The following is a 17,466-nucleotide window of genomic DNA, read 5'->3' as shown; positions in this document are numbered from 1 at the left end:
AATCCGTCCCTTGCATCCAATTCACAGAACAGGCGCAGACAGCGTGCACATGCTATGAGATGAACCTACAGCGCCAGAATGAAATTTGCGTAAACGCCATCTTGGCCCGAGGGCAGCTTCTAAATCTTAGTCGTCTTTCCCGCCTAGTTTCCATTTGCCGCTGTAAAACCGCAGATGGAACAAAGGAAATTTGACGAGCTCTTCGGCGAGGAATAATGAAAAGACCCAGAAAACAGGTAATTCAAGGTAAACAACAAAAAGCACCGTTAGCGGCACTTTGCACAACCATGATCCGACAATGAAAATATGCATCACATACAGGGTATCGCCGCCCGCCCGCAGCGATTGCCCGCAGATCGCGTTTGATCCTTTGGGAAAGGGTAAGACGAGCAAAATAGGTAGAAAGTTGAATAGGGCCGCGCGGGTTTCGTCTTGGAGGTCTGCATAGATGCGATCAGATGCGAGGCACAAGATGAGGTAAGTGATAGAGACGACGCCCGCTGCGACAAAGGCCATGCGCCACGCGCGGCTTAGAAATTCGTCGAGCGCGTCGCTTGGTGTGTCTTTGGCAAGCAATTGAGCGACGGTGATGCCCGTTGCTTGCGCCCATGCGATCCCAAAGGTGCCCGCAACCTGAACCCAAGGTGCAATAAGCGTCATCGCAGCAAAGGCGTTGATGCTCATCTTCGCATAGATCAGCGCGCAGACATTGGTCGCCAGCGTCATGCTGACAAAGGTGCCCGCAATTGGGGCGGCAAATTTCAGATGCCGTTTGAGTGAAATCAATAAGGTTGCGTGTAACCACCCCGCCACATCACGGTATCCGCGGGTGTCATTGAAAAAATGCGCCCCCATAAAAATGGTGCGAGCGATAGCGGCAACGACGGTCCCAACGGCCGCGCCGACGACACCGAGTTCGGGCAACCCGTAAAGCCCATGGATCAGAACCACGCTGACGACCACGTTCACAGGAAGGGCGATCAAATAGCTATAGAATGGTGCCTTTGTATTGCCGCAACCGTTGAAAAAACTGCCCAGACACTGGCCGATGGCTTCTATCAAAACCACCAATAGAAAGACGTGCAAATAGGCTTGGGCTTGGGCCGCGATGTCTGGGGTGTGGGCAAACGCAATGATAATTCGATCACCAAAGACCAGCACCAAGACCAACCCAATCGACGCCATCACAAGGTTAATGATGATACCTGCGTAAAATCCTGTCTTGAGCGCCACCGGCCTGCCCGACCCAAAGGCTTGCGCCAATCGGATTTGCGTCGCACTTGAAAAGGCAAAAAGCACGCCGAGCAGCAGCCCCCCGAGTGATGCGGCCAACCCCATTGCCGCAAGCGCCTGTTCACCCAAACCAGACACTAAATAGGCGTCAATCACGATAATGCCGTGCAGCATCATCGCCTTTAGCGTCAGTGGCCAAGCCATCTGCAAGATCGTGCCTGTACTGGGTGTGAGCGACTGCATTGCAGTGAGATCCAAGGGCCCTATGGCCCGCTGTGGTGAAAACAGCCCCATGCAACGGGGCTGTTTTAATCGTTTGTGGCGTTCTTAAGAGAACAGCATTCCGCCGTTGATATCAACGTTTGTGCCGGTAATGAACGCAGCTTCGTCAGATGCGAGGAACACAGCAGCTTTGGCGACGTCTTCGGAAAGGCCTTCGCGCTTCAGCGGGGTAACGTTTGCAACATGCGTGCGGACTTCTGGCTTGGTAAACACATTGTGGAAATCAGTGTCGATCATGCCAGGGCAAAGCGAGTTGACGCGGATGTTTGGCCCCAATTCTTTGGCCATGCTGCGCGTCAAAGTCATGACCGCACCTTTTGATGCGGCATAAGCGCTAGAGCCCGGCCCGCCGCCGTCACGACCAGCTTGGGACGCCATTGCTACGATCGAAGACCCGGCACCCATATGTGGAAGGCATTCGCGAATAGCTAACATGAACGACGTGGTGTTCAACGTCATGACTTTGTTCCAGTGCTCGAGCGTCATTTCATGCATTTGAACGCGTGCAACGATGCCGCCTGTGACGTGCATCAGGGTGTCGATCTTGCCAAATTCAGCGACGGTTTTCGCGACCAGTGCTTTGACGTCTGCCTCGCTTGTCATGTCGCCTTGCAGGGCAAATGCATTGCCGCCCGCAGCCTTAATTTCAGCAACGGCGGAATCCGCACCCTCAGAGCTGGAATGGTAGTTGATCGCAACATTCGCGCCCTGCGCCGCAAGTTCCAGCGCGCATGCGCGCCCGATATCACGACCGCCACCAGTGACGATTGCCGTTTTGCCTTGAAGTTTCATTTTTCTCTCCAGTTTCAAAATATTAGCGGCATTCCTGAAAACCAGAAACGCCGCGCTATGCTGCTGCCTTTGGGGTTATATGCCCGTGCTAGCAAGTTTTTTCATGACGACTTTGAACGAATTTTCGTCCGCGTCGGTGAAATACAGATCGCAGTCGTACCCTTGGTCATCCAAGAAATGGAAAATCCGTTTTGGGTCGTCATTTGCGTAGGGCACAAGCAATGTTGCCACCCGGTGCCGACGCGATTTTGTGTAGTTTACGCTAAGAAAGGAGCCAACGTGCTGATCCTTGATTTCGGACATATCCACACCCGGATATCCCGTGGTTTGGGTAATCGTTGGCGTGGTCCCTTCCGACCAGATGACCTGCCCGTAGAATCCTGCCCGTTCGCCCGTGTTACGGAAAGAATTTGCGCCCACTTCAAAGGTATTGTTGGCATGCAAGCGCCACTCGATTTCGACCTCTTCAGAGGCATCAACGCTATCGACAATCACAAAATAGCTGTCGCGCACAAAATAGACTTCGCGTTCGACCTTGGTGACCTCTGGTGTGATCAGCTTATAGGCTGGTGTCGCATCGCCTTTGATATAGATGTGATCTTCGCGCTCTTCTGCTGCGAGGATTTTTCCGGTGGATTGCATTTGTAAGGCTTTATCACGGCCCGCGTATTGCCCCTGACCGTTGATCAAGATCGCATTCTTGGACACAGTTTGTTTGCGCCATTCTTGGTGCATGGTGCTGTTAAAGGCGACGTAATAGCCGGACTGTACCGCCAGATCTTCGCCGTAGGCCGCCAGACAGAATGCGTTTTGATCGCCGTGGCTGTGGCTGATCGATCCGAATGGCGATGATTTCATCACGAACTGGATATGCTGCGCCGGGTCATCCATCCGGTGTTGGATCGCTGTCCAACCAATGCCTTCAAAGAATTTTAGCTTATCAATATCAGACGGCGGCACGGCATCAACAACGGGCCAATCGGTCCGGTACAGCATTTCGTCAAAATTGAAATCCCACCAACCGTAGTTATAGAACGCCATTTCGGTGCCCTGATCGTTACGCTTGATTTCGTCATAGTACCATTGGTAGGCACCATTGCCCGTGACCCCAGCGAACTGACGCAGATTATAGCCGATTTTTAGACAAGGCAGGTCGCCCATCGTGCTGTCGTCGCCGAACGTTGCACGGCGCGTGTCAGGTGCTTTGGTGTAAAGCGGCATGTCACCGGTGTGCTGAAAGAACGGACGGTTATAAAGGTTAATCCCTGTGAACAGTTTCAGTAGGTTTGCCGCCTCGGTCAGGTAGGCCATACCTGTCATCCAGTAGTGCGGGCCTTCAGCCCAGCCACCATCGGCATCTCCCCAAGGCGAATAGACGGTGAATAGGAATTCAATCGAATAATCCAACCAGTCGCGGGCCTCTGGTTCTTCGTCCAGCAATGCGATCGCTGCGGGGATCAACACCGCAGACACCGCCCGTACAGCGTGGCTATCGTATGGGAACAGATGGATATTCGCGTGTTTGATGATGTGATCGGCAATTTCGCGGGTACGGATCAACAGCGCAGCGCGCACCTTATCGCGTTCATCCGCAGACATATCATTATACAGCCAGTCATACCCCCAAGCCAAAGCATCGGTCACGCGGAACGCCCATTCATCCGTATAGCCGCGCGATGTGACGCCAGCAGGATCCCAGCTTGCGACCTCAAGCAGCCATTCCTTTGCGCGGGCAACCATTTCGGGGTTATCCGTCACATGCCCGCCAATCGCCAAATGGCGGATCGCATAAATCAATTCTTGGCAGTCGATATAGGTTTGACGCCAAATGGGCGCGACACGTTGATGATTGGGGTAACCTGCGGGTTCTTTCATCACAGGGCGGTCCATCCACGGTAGGACAGATTTTTCATAGAAGGTTGACCATGTGCAGTGGTCTGCATCTTTTGCGACCGCCTTTTTAAAATCTTTCAGCGCGGACGGGCTTTGCCACAGACGCGGGTGGGCCATATCGGCATGCGCATAGCGGTCGGTCCGGTTTGGCAATGCGGTTTCAGGTAGATCAGGGGCGACGTCGAAACTGCGTGATGTGCTCCATTGTGTGACCGCGGATTCAGAATCGGCATCCCATACGGCATAAGACCAGTAATATTTACCCGGTGCGAATACGGTGTCTGGGGTCAGAAAGTTCAAGGCGATATTCGTAAATACCTGGGTTTTCGCGGCAGGAAAGGTCGGGTCAGCAGAGACACGCAAGACATAATGTGCCTCGTCAGCAACGACGGGCAGCCAAGTAAACCGGGGCGGGTTTTCGGTCACGCTTTGCCCATCGGGCGCGTATTGAATGTTGAGCCGTCCAGCACGGGGTTCGTCCAAATATGCTGCCTGGGTGGTGCGCGTAGCCATCGAAATTCGTCCTAGTCTTCTGAGGGTTTAGACTGCCCGCCAACATGTGGCGGACAGTCCGGGAGGAAACGTTTTTAGTTGCCGTATTGACGTGTGTACGCGGCTTGCATCACTTCGATCACGTCGTTGTAGCCCATGCGGTCTAGCTGAGCGACATAGTCATCCCAGTCAGATTCGATGTCGCCAGTACCCAGGATCCACGCCTGCTGGCGCTCCAGCATGTAGGTTTGGATTTGGGTCCAGTTACGGTCATAGACGCGCTGTTCATCTTCGTTGAACGCCACGCCCAAGAACTGGTCGATCAGCAGATCATTCGCGTCGTAAAGCTCAATCCCTTCACGGGCGGCTTCTGCAGTCCATTGCCACTCATAGCGGTAGTCCTGCCAGTAGCCACGCTGGATTTGTGCGCCGACTTCGTACATCTGCGTGTTTACGGCGATGCCACCATTCAGAACTTCGTCAGTAAAGACGGGCTCGCCGTCGACCATGTTCCATGTGTCGCCTTCAACACCAAAGTTCGACAGCAAACGGCCTTCTTCAGTGAAGAAGAAATCAAAGTATTTGATTGTCTCAACGACGTTTTCATTGGTGTGGCTGATCGCCCAACCGTCGGGTTTGAACGGAATGCGGCGGTGTTCTTCCATACGCACACCGCTGATAGATGCAGGCGGCAGGTAAGGCACAAAGTTAAAGCCTTCGACCGTACCTTCAAGCGACGCGTTGTAACCTGAAGTTGACGCGAACCAATCGTGGGTCATGCCACCAAGGTTTTCAGACAACAGATAATCACGTGAACTGGACCCACGCGTAAAGATTTCTGGATCGATCAGACCTTCTGCATACCATTTTGCCAAATGCGCCATGCCGTCGCGGTAGCCCTCGGTCGCGTAAGGGTGCTGCAACTGACCGTCGACAACCATAAAGTCATGATAGGTGTCAGAGCCACTAGAACGGCCATCCCATAGGGTCACATAGCGGATCAGCTCTTCCCATTGACGCTGAAAAATAGGGATTTCATCCTTTAGGCCATTGCCGTTTGGATCATTGTCGCGGAACGCAACAAGCACGTCATAAAGTTCGTTCACGTCCTGCGGCTGTTCTAGGCCAAGCGTGTCCAACCAGTCTTGACGGATGAAGTAAGCGCGGCCGAATTTACCATCCGGCAGATAAGGGATGTAGTACATGTTGCCATCCCACGACGAAATCGCTTGGGCGATGTCAGGGCGCGCGTCAAAGAATGCTTTGATGTGCGGGGCGTGTTCTTCGATGAGATCATTCAGCGGCACAAACGCGCCTTCAGGACCGTATTGGTTTACAGGATCTTTGATCCGGTGGCCGCCAACGATGTCAGGCAGATCGCCAGTCGCCAATAGCAGGTTGATTGCTTCGTTGTGGTCAGTTGTGTTCTTGCCTGAAGTCGCGTCAATCAGGTGAATCCCCGTCATTTCTCGGGCAGCCAATTCAACGGCGTATTCTTCGTTATAGCCCTGTGCGCGCGGCCAGTGCATGTGGATCGTCAGCTCGAGCGGTTCATCCACAATTTGCAGATGCCCGTCTGCATGTGCCACTGGCGCAATCGCCGTGGTCATCAAGATGGCCGAAGCCAGTTTCATTTTACGCATAGTTACCTCCCATTATGCAGTTTCGTTGGACGTCGTTATCCGGATCACTCTTTCACCCCTCCCAAAAGGATGCCTTTATTGAAATACTTCTGAACAAAGGGATAGATCAGCAGAACCGGAATGATGGAGCAGACAACAATCGCGGCCGTGACGGTATCAACCGAATAAGGTGCGTCGATCAGTGTTGCCGCAAATTGTTCGTCATCTGAAAGTTCAGTAATGACGTGGCGTAGATAGACCTGTAGTGGGATCTTCTGTTCGTCTTGCAAAAGAACCATCGCCCAAAAGAACCCGTTCCAGCGTGCCACGATACAAAACAGCGTGACGGTCGCAATCGCGGGTTTAGACAGCGGGATGTAAACCTTGCGCAGCACCTGAAAATCGTTCGCGCCATCCATGCGTGCTGCTTCTTCAAACGAACTTGGAATGCTTTCGAAAAAGTTCCGCAGCAAGATGATATTAAACGCGTTACAGGCAAAGGCGATGATGATCCCGAAATAGCTGTCCAGCAGGTGCAGGTCACGCATGTTCAAGAAAAACGGGATCAGTCCCGCGTTAAACCACATGGTGAATGCCACCATCAGGTTCCAAAAACGGCGACCGTAAAGTTGGGGGCGCGATAGCGCATAAGCACCCGGAATGATGATGATCAGGCTCATCACTGTACCGCCAATCGTGTAGATGAACGTATTGCGATACGATATCCAGAACTGTGGTTCTGACAGAACCTTGCCATAGGCGGCAAAGGTCACATCAACCGGTGTCAAAACCACGGTTCCCGCCTGCGCCGCAAACCCAGAGCTAAGCGATAGCGACGCGATGTAGATGAACGGGTACAGCGTTGACAGCGCGAACAACCCGATCAAGATCATGTTGGCTATGACAAAGCCTTTGTCACCGCGCGAATAGAGATTCATGTTCGCCATTTTCTATTCCCCTACCACAGTGATGTGCGCGAATAGCGCTTGGAAATTGTGTTCGCGGTCATCACCAGAACAAAGGCAACAACGGCGTTAAACAGACCCGCCGCAGCGGCCAGATCATATTGACCGACCTGCAAACCTTGCCGGTAGATGTAGGTGTTCACGACATCGGCGGTTTGGTAGGTGGCGGGCTGGTACAGCAAAATGATCAGCTCGAACCCAACCTCAAGCAGGTTACCGATGCGAATGATCAGCATAATGATGATCGTCGGCATGATCGATGGAATGGTGATTTTCCACATCATCTGCCAGCGCGACGCACCGTCTACCACAGCACTTTCATACAGTGACGGGTTCACCCCGGCGATGGCGGCCAAAAACACGATGGAGCTAAATCCAGCCTCTTGCCAAATTCCCGATCCGATAAAGATCGGACGGAACCATTCGGGTTTCGTCAAGAAATAGATCTTATCAAAACCCAGCCAATCAAGCACCGTGTTGACCACGCCCGAAGACGGCGAAAATGCAGTAATCACAATGCCTGAAATAATCACGGTCGAGATAAAGTGCGGCAGGTAAACAACCGTCTGCACTGTCTTCTTGTAGGTTTGGTTCAGAACCTCGTTAAACATCAGCGCCAAGATGATTGGCATCGGAAATCCAAACACCAACGTCAGCATGCTGATAATTACCGTGTTTTTTAACGCCCGAATAAACTGATCACTACCAAACAAAGTGTGAAAATGTTCAAACCCAATCCAAGGGCTACCCTCGATCCCGCGAAAAACGCTGTAGTCCTTGAACGCAATTTGCAGCCCATACATAGGGCGATACAAGAAGACTAAGAACCAGATAATTGTCGGCGCCAACAGCACGTAAATTTGCCAATTGGCGCGTAGATGGTCCACGATCCGGGTCATTCTCTTGGTGTGATCTGCCATATCCGGGCCGCCTTATGCTGGGCCCGGGTGGCCAAAGGCCATGCCCGTTTCGCCGTCAAAGACTTTGATGTCGCTTGCCGCGATGCTCAGCGTGGTGACATCTTCGAGTTCCATCGCTTTGCCGTTGGTTTCTGCCTTCGCGACAAAGGGTTTGTCAGACACCATCGTATGTAGCAGCGCCTCGGATCCTAGTGTCTCGATCAGATCAAGCGTCACAGGTAATTCTGAGCCGCCATCAATCGGGGCAATCGACATGTGTTCGGGGCGCATGCCTACAACAATTTTGCGACCTTCGCTGTGTTCTAGACCTGGAATGGCTGGTAGCCGGACAGAGACACCATCGATTTCAGCCAAGGGTCCGTTGGCATCATAGGCCAGCGTTGCATCAATTTGGTTCATCGGCGGAGAGCCGATAAAGCCCGCGACAAAAGTATTGATCGGGTTGTTAAACAGATCCATCGGCGTGCCGATTTGCTCGATCCGACCGTCGCACATGACGACAATCCGATCAGCCAATGTCATGGCTTCGACCTGATCATGGGTCACGTAAACGCTGGTGACGCCCAAACGCTTGTGAAGGCGTTTGATCTCAGCACGCATCTGCGTACGCAACTTGGCATCAAGGTTGGACAGTGGTTCGTCGAACAAAAAGACTTCGGGGTGGCGAACGATTGCACGGCCCATGGCAACGCGTTGACGTTGGCCGCCAGATAGATCGGCCGGGCGACGATCAAGGTAGTCAGTCAATCCCAAGATGCCCGCAACATCTGACACGGATTCTGCGATCGCTTCCTTTTTGACTTTGCGAATGCGTAGGCCAAAGGCGATGTTTTCGGAAACAGACAAATGCGGGTAAAGCGCATAGTTTTGGAACACCATCGCGACATCGCGATCTTTGGGGGCGACGCGGTTCATCACACGGTCACCAATTGTCAGGGTGCCGCCAGAAATCTCTTCAAGCCCAGCGATCATCCGTAAGGTTGTTGATTTGCCGCAGCCCGATGGCCCGACCAAAACCACAAATTCTTGCGATGCGATCTCCAAGTCGATTCCATGGACAACTTCAAATGCGCCATATTTCTTGACGATTTTTTCTAGTACGACGCCTGACATGCTTCCTCCGTGACCTGTTCGGAGCCCGACAGGTTCGTTTTTTTGCGCCGCGAACGCGGGCGCGCTGTGTTTAGTGTTTCTATGGTGCGCATCAGCTCTGGCTGATCGGTCAATGATTTGATCTTCGCTTCAAGCGAACCAATATGTCCTACCAGTGCCGCTTGCGCACGGTCCGCATCGCCGTCCAAAATCGCGCCGATAATCGCCTTGTGATCCGCGATAACCTTTGCGCCATTGCGGATATTACGAATGCGTCGCAGATGGCGCACGCGGTAAACATCTGTCTGCGTGCGACGCATGGTTTCCCAAACTTCGGGAACCTTTGCGGCGCGAAAGAATTCTTTGTGCAATGCCTCATCGAGATGAAAGAACGCTTCAAAGTCGTCGTTGTCCCAGGCAGTTTGCTGTTGGGCCAGAAGGCTGTCAAAAATCGGCACGAATGCGTGCCGCCCTTCCGATGCAGCAGCCGCGCGCACCGCGCCGATTTCAAGGTGCAGGCGTGTGAAGCAGGCTGAAAGATACCCTTCAACATTCAGCGGTGCGACATAGGTGCCGCTTTGCGGCACAATATTGACCAGCCCTGTGCCTTCCAGCCGAATGATGGCTTCGCGTACGGGCGTTTTACTGGCGTTCAGCAGCGCACCGATCTCCTTTTCGGACAGGGCGCAGCCGGGGGTGAGTTTCATTGAAATAATGAAGTCACGCAGCAATTCATAGATTTGCGTGGCCAACGGTTTGGTTGCATCAAGTGCCACACCATCAAGCAAATCCTGCAAGCGCGGTGCGCTTGGCATATCCATAGGTGGATTGGCGATTTGCGCTGACATTTCAATCCCCCTCCCAAGGCCTGAATGTCATACTAGTATATCAGTTAGGCTAATCGCTCAACAAAAATTTTTACAACTTTAAGTAGGCGTATCTCTATGGATAATGCAGTCACTAAATATAATATCACGTATATATTACAGTGACTTAAATATATACAGTGTCGAATTTTTTAACTACAAAAGGGATTAATGGAATTCAATTATATAATAATAAATACACACTTAGGATGAAGGTATTCGTAAGTATATTTAAAAGTATACCGATAGAATCACACAAAAAGAATGGGCTCGATGCTGAGGTTGCACAGATAGGCGCGGCCTCAAATCGTTACGTATAGTGGCAGCTTTAATTAAATCAGGCTGCGAACCGTGTGCGGGTTCTGTTTGCAAAAGCGACAAGCGTTAACATGACCGGAACTTCGACAAGCACGCCTACAACCGTTGCAAGCGCCGCACCGGAATGTAGCCCAAACAGGCTGATCGCGACCGCAACCGCGAGCTCAAAGAAGTTTGATGTGCCGATCAATGCGCAAGGCGCTGCGATACGGTGCGGGACTTTCATCGCGAAAGCGGCGGCATAAGCAATCGCAAAAATGCCGTAGCTTTGCAGAATAATCGGCACTGCGATCAGCACGATGATCAGCGGTTTCGCAATGATCACTTGCCCTTGCAGCCCAAACAAGATCATCACTGTCACGATCAAGCCAACGATGGAATATGGTTTCACCTTGGCTTGAAACGCTTCGATTGCCGTTTCGGATTTCAATCGCGCGCGCGTGATCAATCCGGCAATAAGTGGAAGTGCGATAAAGAGTACAACGGACAGGACCAGCGTTGACCAAGGTACCGTGATGTCAGTTACCCCCAGCAAGAACGCAACAATCGGCGCAAATGCGATGACCATGATCAGGTCGTTCACGGATACTTGCAGCAGCGTATATGTCTCATCGCCTTTGGTGAGTTGCGACCAGACAAAAACCATCGCGGTACAGGGGGCTGCGCCCAACAAGATCAATCCCGCGATATATTGCATCGCGTCTTCTTCTGGGATCCAAGGCGCAAAGATATTTTTGAAAAACAATACCGCCAACAAGGCCATCGTGAACGGTTTGATCAGCCAATTGACCACGAGGGTGATGAATAGCCCGCGCGGTTGCTTGGCGACATCGCGTAGCGATTTTGGATCAACCCCGACCATCATCGGATAGACCATCGCCCAGATCAGCACCGCAACGACAAGGTTCACGCTGGCAAATTCTGCCGCCGCGACCGCGCTGACCAAACCCGGCGCGATATTGCCCAGAATAATCCCACCGACCATGGCCAAGCCGATCCAGACCGACAGGTATTTTTCAAAGATATTCATGCTTGCGCCTCTTGGGTATGGGTGGGGCGCAATTGGGCAACGCCAAGCCAGCTTAGGCCGATCATTGCGGCGGCGGCGCCAAGACACAATGGCAATCCGCCGGTTTGATAGGTCAGCCCTGACAAAACCGTTCCGATCAACCGCCCGGCAGCATTCGCCATATAGTAAAATCCGACGTCCATCGTGACACGTTTTGCGTCGGTGAAATTCAGGATCAGATAAGAATGTAGCGATGAATTCACCGCAAAGATCGCACCAAATACCAGCAGGCCCAAGATGATCGTCGCGGTAAGCGGGTTGGATGGTGTAGGCGTGATCCAGACCATTGCTGCCAAGAGCGTGGGAACCACGATCAACATCGCCACCCAACGCTTGGCCAGCGCCAGCATTTCGCTTTCAGACCTTGTTGCCGCGCGCAAAATGCGCGGTGCAACCCCTTGGACAAGCCCGTAAAGGATCGTCCAAACTGCCATAAATGTGCCGATCATAAAGAAGGCATTGCGGTTCCCGTCATGGCTGCCGTCAGACAGAACAGCATAGAAATAGATCGGAATACCCACGACAAACCAGACATCGCGCGCGCCGAATAAGAACATCCGCGCGACGCTCAGCCAGTTGATATTGCGATTTTTGGACCAAACTTCGGTGAATTTCGCATCTTTTCGCCCAACGGGCAGGCCTGTGGGCATTCCGATCACAGCACCGATCAAGATCACAAACAAGATTGCCGCCATGACCAGCACAGATGGCACAAAGCCAAATAGCCCCAGCACCGCAGCGCCCAGCAAAAACCCCGCACCTTTCACCGCGTTCTTGGACCCGGTCAGCACAGCGACCCAGCGAAACAGCCCAGCGCCTTCGCTGGGTGCCAAGATCTTCACAGCACTTTTTGAGCTCATCTTGGCAAGATCTTTGGCGACGCCAGAGAGGCCTTGAACCAACATAACGAACACAACAGATGCGGTGATCCCCCATGCTGGATTCAGCTGCGCCAGCATCAACAGCGCCAAAACCTGCAATGTTAGACCCGCATAAAGCGTCGCCGTCAGCCCAAACCGTGCGGCGATCCAGCCCGCAGACAGGTTGGTCACAACCCCAGCGATTTCATACAGCACGAATAAATAGGCCAGCTGCACGGGCGAAAATCCGAGCGTATGAAAATGCAAAAGCACCAACATCCGCAACGCGCCATCGGTCAGCATGAACGCCCAATAAGCAGCGGTCACAACCATATAGGCGGCAAATCCGGTGGGGCGTGTCACAGCTTGCTACCGACCATAAGCGCCACATCAATCAATCGGTGTGCGTAGCCATATTCATTGTCATACCAAGCATAGATTTTCAGTTGCGTGCCATTCACCACCATTGTGGATGGCGCATCAATGATGCTGCTGCGTTTGTCATTGGTATAGTCCGATGACACTAAAGGTCGCGTTTCATAGCCCAAAACTCCTTGCAACGGGCCTTCAGCGGCAGCTTTGAACAAAGCATTCACCTCTTCTGCTGTGGTTTCACGCGCCATTTCAAACACACAGTCAGTAATAGATGCATTCAACAGGGGCACACGCACAGCGTGGCCGTTTAATTTGCCGGCCAACTCTGGGTAAATCAGTGTGATTGCAGTCGCTGACCCGGTGGTAGTTGGGATCAGGTTGGTTAAGGCCGATCGGGCACGCCGCATATCTTTTGCGGGCCGATCAACGATGGTCTGGGTGTTCGTCACATCATGGATCGTCGTGATCGACCCGTGTTTGATCCCGATCCCTTCCAGCAGTACTTTTACCACTGGCGCAAGACAGTTGGTGGTGCAGCTTGCGGCGGTGACGATTTTATGGGTCGCGGGATCATAGCTGTCGTCATTGACGCCATAGACAATATTCGCGGTTGGGCCATCTTTGACTGGGGCGGAAACCACGACCTTTTTTACGCCAGCGGCGAAATATGGGGCGAGCTTGGCCTCTGTCTTAAATGCGCCGGTGCAGTCAATCACCACATCCACACCGTCAAGCGGCAGATCGGTCAAATTGCGGGTGCTTGTGACTGGAATACGCGTGCCGTCGATGGTGATTGCGCCGTCATCTGTTGCAAATTTTGCGGGCCAACGCCCATGCACTGAATCGAATTCCAACAAATGCGCGTGCATCGCCGGATCGCCCACCGCATCGTTAATAAATGCGATCTCTGCGCCGCTTTCAATCAGCGGGCGCAAGGCCAGCTTGCCCATGCGGCCAAGTCCGTTTAACGCGTAAGTTACCATTTTGATCGCCCTATTCTTGTTCAAGTTTGCCGATGTCATCGACTTGTTTTTGCAATGCGGCGCGATCCAATAGGTCTAGTGACAATGCAGTGAAAGACTGCAACCGATTATGCAGCGCGCCATAGGTCTGATGGAACACCAGCCGTTTCTCGGCTTCGGTGCCTTCAGCCTTTACCGGGTCGGGCATACCCCAATGCCCTGATATTGGTTGACCGGGCCATGTGGGGCATTCTTCGTTGGCAGCCTGATCACAGACTGTAAAAACAAAATCCATCTGCGGGGCGTCGTCTTGTTGAAATTCGCTTACATTTTTAGACCGAAGCGACAAAACATCATGACCTTTCGCCTGAAGCATTTCTACCGCAAGCGGGTTCAGTTCAGACCGATGTATCGTGCCAGCCGAATAGGCTGTGAATCGATCGCCAGCCATATCCCGCAGAATGGTTTCGGCAAAGATGGATCGCGCTGAGTTGCCCGTACACACGAACAACACGTTAAATTTTTTGTCAGTCATTTTGGGAAGCCCATTTAGAAGATCTGAGTATGATGGCGGGCAAAGATCTGCCCGCCCGCGACAGCAATCGAAGAAAAGGCAGGCAACAACATCGCGTGCCGTTGCCAGATTGACGGAGTAAAGCAGTTGCGTCCCTTTGCGCTGCTGCGTGATCAGTTGTGTTTGCGTCAACGCCGAAAGATAGACCGATGCCGTGCTCGGTTTGAGGTCAAGCACCGCTGCGATTTCACCCGCAGGCAAAGCATCTGGACATCGACGCATCAGCAACCGAAATACCGCCATGCGCTGTGGATGGCTGAGGGTCGAAAGACGATCTGTAAGTAGTGATTCCATATTTCATGAATATTGGAATTACAGAGCGTGAGTCAAACAATTTCTCGTCCCCAGATATGAAACTTGTGTAACAAAACAATGTCGCTTTCGATTCCAGCTTTGCACATAAAAACAGAAGGCTCGCTTTTGATTGTGTGACATACTAGTATCGCTGTGTGGGCGATTGTCAGGTGCAACCGCTCCGCAAATTCTTGGGAGGGAATTTTGGAGTTAGCAAAAAGTAACGGCTGCACTAGGCCCGCATCCAGAGGTGCGCGATATTTGTGCTAGGTATCGAAATGGTAGGTTAATATGCGCTTCTTTGCATGTGGCTGCCTGCGAAACTCTGGCCAATCGTTAAAACTCAAGTTATTCCCTTTCCGAACCGGAGGACAAGACGATGACAGCAACAGCCCGCACCAAAGAACGCAAGACGAGTGTCGATGTCGTCTTCGAGACGCTCTATAGTGCAATCAACAATCTTGAGATGTTGCCCGGAGATAAAATTTCTGAAGCGGAAATCGCGGCCCAATTTGGCGTATCACGTCAGCCGGTGCGCGATGCGTTTAGCCGGTTGGCAAATTTGGGGCTGTTGCTGATCCAGCCACAGAAAGCAACCGAGGTGAAACGTTTCTCGCGCCGCGAAATCGCGAAATCGCGGTTTGTGCGCATGAGCGTTGAATCTGAAGTCATGCGCCGTGCCGCGCAAAATGCCACAGCCGCCACGAAGACGGCGCTTGACGCGAATCTTGCGCAACAGGCGCTAGCGGTTGAGGCTGGAAGCTACGAAAAATTTGGCAAGCTTGATTATGCCTTCCATAACATCCTGTGCAAAACGGCTAAGGTCGACTTTGCGTTTGAGCTTATCTCGGCCGAAAAAGCTAACGTTGATCGCCTGTGTATGCTGAGCCTGTCAAAAGAGGATCGGATGCCTGAATTGCTTGAGGATCATACGAAAATCGCTGAGCACGTATCCGCAGGTGATGCCGAAGGGGCTGTCGCAATCGGGCGCATTCACCTGGCACGGCTTGATGCGACAATCGATGCGATTTTTAAAGATAAGCCCGACTATTTTGAGCCCTAAACGCGAATGTGAATTTTGATCGGATTTGTGAACTGGTATCCCAGAGACTGACTCGCTAGGCTCAGCATAGTGATCAGAAAAACGGGGAGTAGATCAAAATGCCAACACCAAAGCCAACCGCGGGTAGCACCCTTGCGCCAATGTCATTTTCTAAACTTGGTGGCGGCACGCTTACAGTTGGTGACCCGCGTGAGAACTGGACGCTGTTTATCGTTTACCGTGGCAAGCATTGCGGACGCTGCAAAAAATACCTGAACACATTGAACGACATGCGCGGTGCTTGGGCCGATGCAGGGTTTGATATCGCGGTTGTGTCAGCCGACCCACTTGAAAAAGCTACGACTGATCAAGCCGAATTCGGCTGGGCATTTGATATCGGATATGACCTATCAGAAGCCCAGATGACGCAGCTTGGCGTCTATATGTCTGACCCGTTGTCAAGCGGCGAAACGGATCGCCGCTTTGCTGAACCGGGCGTCTTTGTGATTCGTCCAGACGGTAGCCTTGTGATTGTTGCGATCTCGAACGGCCCTTCTGCGCGCCCCGATTTAGCGGAACTTCTTGATGGAATGATCTTTACCAAAGTGAACGATCGCCCCGCACGCGGCACCGCATAGCAAGGGTTTTCGCTGCGAATCCGCTTTTTTGCAACGGTTTGTTTGACACCGCTTCACTAAGGGCATACTAGTATACCTGTTGGCGCAATCGGGCGGATTCTTTTCCGTTCGGTGGGGGGCGCAAACCATATTTGTATCTGGGAGGATCACATGACGACATCATTCACACTTCGCAGTGCCGTTCTTGGCAGCTGCATTGCACTTGCAGCAACTGCGGCCTCAGCCGAAGAGCTGCGCGGCTGGAACATCCACGTTGAAGACTATCCGGTTTCTATCGCGATGGAATCATTCGCAGCCGAAGTTGCAGAACGCACCGGCGGTGAATTGACCGCAAAAACATTCCACAACGGCGTTTTGGGTAGCCAGCCTGACGCGATTGAGCAACTGCGCCTTGGCGTCATCGACTTTGGCGAATTCAGCCTCGGCCCGTTTGGCACATCAGTGCCAGAAGCCAACGTTGTTTCACTGCCATTCATCTTCCCATCCATTCCAGCGATGTATGAAATGATGGACGGTGAAGTTGGCGAAGCGATCTCTGAAGGCATGCGCGCCCGTGGCGTTGAGCCGCTCGGTTGGTACGATGCTGGCGCACGGTCTTTCTATAACTCTGTACGTCCAATCAACACGCCAGCAGACGTAGAAGGTCTGAAAATCCGCGTGATGAGCAACGATCTGTTCGTTCAGATGGTTGAATCAATGGACGGCAACGCGACACCAATGGCATTCGCCGAAGTGTATCAGTCAATCCAGACTGGCGTTGTTGATGGTGCGGAAAACAACCCGCCATCATATGAATCAACAAGCCACTTTGAAGTTGCATCTTACTATTCTTTGACAGAGCACCTGATCATTCCTGAGTGTCTGTGCATGTCCAAGATTACCTTCGACGGTCTGACAGCTGAGCAGCAAGAAATCCTGAAAGAAGCTGGTCACAACTCTGCAATCTTGCAGCGTGAACTGTGGCAGGCGCGTGAAGCGGCTTCTATGGAAATCGTTCAAGCTGGCGGCACAGTCGTGAATACGATCGCTGACAAAGGGCCATTCCAAGATGCAATGGCGCCAGTATACGACGGCTTCCTTGAAGCGAACCCTGACCTTACAGATCTGGTGAACCTGATCCGTAACGGCAGCTAACAGCCACTGAGAAACACAAGCGGCCCGCGTCGGTATCGACGCG

15 protein-coding genes are annotated in these 17,466 nt (G+C 52.5%); 3 read left to right on the top strand and 12 right to left on the bottom strand.

What is annotated here, in order from left to right:
• Positions 1 to 126: 126 nt before the first annotated feature.
• The 12 genes from Yoon_RS11190 to Yoon_RS11135 all read right to left on the bottom strand — a co-directional run bounded on the left by Yoon_RS11190 (position 127) and on the right by Yoon_RS11135 (position 14,609).
• Positions 127 to 1,476: an MATE family efflux transporter gene (locus Yoon_RS11190; protein ID WP_238112310.1), complete on the bottom strand. Its 1,350-nt coding sequence runs from the start codon at positions 1,474 to 1,476 to the stop codon at positions 127 to 129.
• Between the two features lie 84 nt (positions 1,477 to 1,560).
• Positions 1,561 to 2,307 (bottom strand): SDR family NAD(P)-dependent oxidoreductase, encoded by a 747-nt coding sequence (locus Yoon_RS11185; RefSeq protein WP_238112309.1) that lies wholly within the window; start codon positions 2,305 to 2,307, stop codon positions 1,561 to 1,563.
• 75 nt (positions 2,308 to 2,382) lie between these two features.
• Positions 2,383 to 4,713: a DUF4962 domain-containing protein gene (locus Yoon_RS11180; protein WP_238112308.1), complete on the bottom strand. Its 2,331-nt coding sequence runs from the start codon at positions 4,711 to 4,713 to the stop codon at positions 2,383 to 2,385.
• 74 nt (positions 4,714 to 4,787) lie between these two features.
• Positions 4,788 to 6,335: an extracellular solute-binding protein gene (locus Yoon_RS11175; protein WP_238112307.1), complete on the bottom strand. Its 1,548-nt coding sequence runs from the start codon at positions 6,333 to 6,335 to the stop codon at positions 4,788 to 4,790.
• Positions 6,336 to 6,379: 44 nt separating this feature from the next.
• Positions 6,380 to 7,261 carry a carbohydrate ABC transporter permease gene (locus Yoon_RS11170; protein WP_238112306.1) on the bottom strand — a complete coding sequence of 294 codons (882 nt, stop codon included), beginning with the start codon at positions 7,259 to 7,261 and terminating at the stop codon, positions 6,380 to 6,382.
• Between the two features lie 11 nt (positions 7,262 to 7,272).
• Positions 7,273 to 8,199, bottom strand: a complete 927-nt coding sequence (locus Yoon_RS11165; protein WP_238112305.1) for a sugar ABC transporter permease — start codon at positions 8,197 to 8,199, stop codon at positions 7,273 to 7,275.
• A gap of 12 nt (positions 8,200 to 8,211) precedes the next feature.
• Complete coding sequence (locus Yoon_RS11160; RefSeq protein WP_238112304.1) at positions 8,212 to 9,312, bottom strand: ABC transporter ATP-binding protein; 1,101 nt, start codon at positions 9,310 to 9,312, stop codon at positions 8,212 to 8,214.
• Positions 9,294 to 10,139 (bottom strand): GntR family transcriptional regulator, encoded by an 846-nt coding sequence (locus Yoon_RS11155; RefSeq protein WP_238112303.1) that lies wholly within the window; start codon positions 10,137 to 10,139, stop codon positions 9,294 to 9,296. Before Yoon_RS11155 ends, Yoon_RS11160 begins: the two co-directional genes overlap by 19 nt.
• Positions 10,140 to 10,494: 355 nt before the next feature.
• Positions 10,495 to 11,505: an ACR3 family arsenite efflux transporter gene (gene arsB / locus Yoon_RS11150; protein WP_238112302.1), complete on the bottom strand. Its 1,011-nt coding sequence runs from the start codon at positions 11,503 to 11,505 to the stop codon at positions 10,495 to 10,497.
• The gene (arsJ, locus tag Yoon_RS11145; protein WP_238112301.1) at positions 11,502 to 12,767 is read right to left on the bottom strand and encodes an organoarsenical effux MFS transporter ArsJ; all 1,266 of its coding nucleotides are present in this window, start codon (positions 12,765 to 12,767) and stop codon (positions 11,502 to 11,504) included. The genes arsB and arsJ overlap by 4 nt, the downstream gene beginning before the upstream one ends.
• A complete protein-coding gene (locus Yoon_RS11140) occupies positions 12,764 to 13,762 on the bottom strand; it encodes an ArsJ-associated glyceraldehyde-3-phosphate dehydrogenase (RefSeq protein ID WP_238112300.1) in 999 nt (332 codons plus the stop codon). Before Yoon_RS11140 ends, arsJ begins: the two co-directional genes overlap by 4 nt.
• A 10-nt stretch (positions 13,763 to 13,772) precedes the next feature.
• Positions 13,773 to 14,609: a helix-turn-helix domain-containing protein gene (locus Yoon_RS11135; protein ID WP_238112298.1), complete on the bottom strand. Its 837-nt coding sequence runs from the start codon at positions 14,607 to 14,609 to the stop codon at positions 13,773 to 13,775.
• A 379-nt stretch (positions 14,610 to 14,988) separates the two neighbouring features.
• Between Yoon_RS11135 and Yoon_RS11130 the strand changes: the two genes are divergently transcribed.
• The 3 genes from Yoon_RS11130 (at position 14,989) to Yoon_RS11120 (ending at position 17,423) form a co-directional block, all read left to right on the top strand.
• On the top strand, positions 14,989 to 15,672 hold the full coding sequence (locus Yoon_RS11130) for a GntR family transcriptional regulator (protein ID WP_238112297.1): 684 nt from the start codon (positions 14,989 to 14,991) through the stop codon (positions 15,670 to 15,672).
• Positions 15,673 to 15,770: 98 nt separating this feature from the next.
• Entirely contained in the window at positions 15,771 to 16,289 is a 519-nt protein-coding gene (locus Yoon_RS11125; protein WP_238112296.1) for a redoxin domain-containing protein, read from the top strand.
• 150 nt (positions 16,290 to 16,439) lie between these two features.
• Positions 16,440 to 17,423, top strand: a complete 984-nt coding sequence (locus Yoon_RS11120; protein WP_238112295.1) for a TRAP transporter substrate-binding protein — start codon at positions 16,440 to 16,442, stop codon at positions 17,421 to 17,423.
• The last annotated feature ends 43 nt before the right edge of the window (positions 17,424 to 17,466 follow it).

Origin of the sequence: Yoonia sp. I 8.24 (assembly GCF_022096995.1) — a bacterium.
Classification (GTDB): domain Bacteria; phylum Pseudomonadota; class Alphaproteobacteria; order Rhodobacterales; family Rhodobacteraceae; genus Yoonia.
This window is presented reverse-complemented; position numbering and strand designations above follow the sequence as displayed.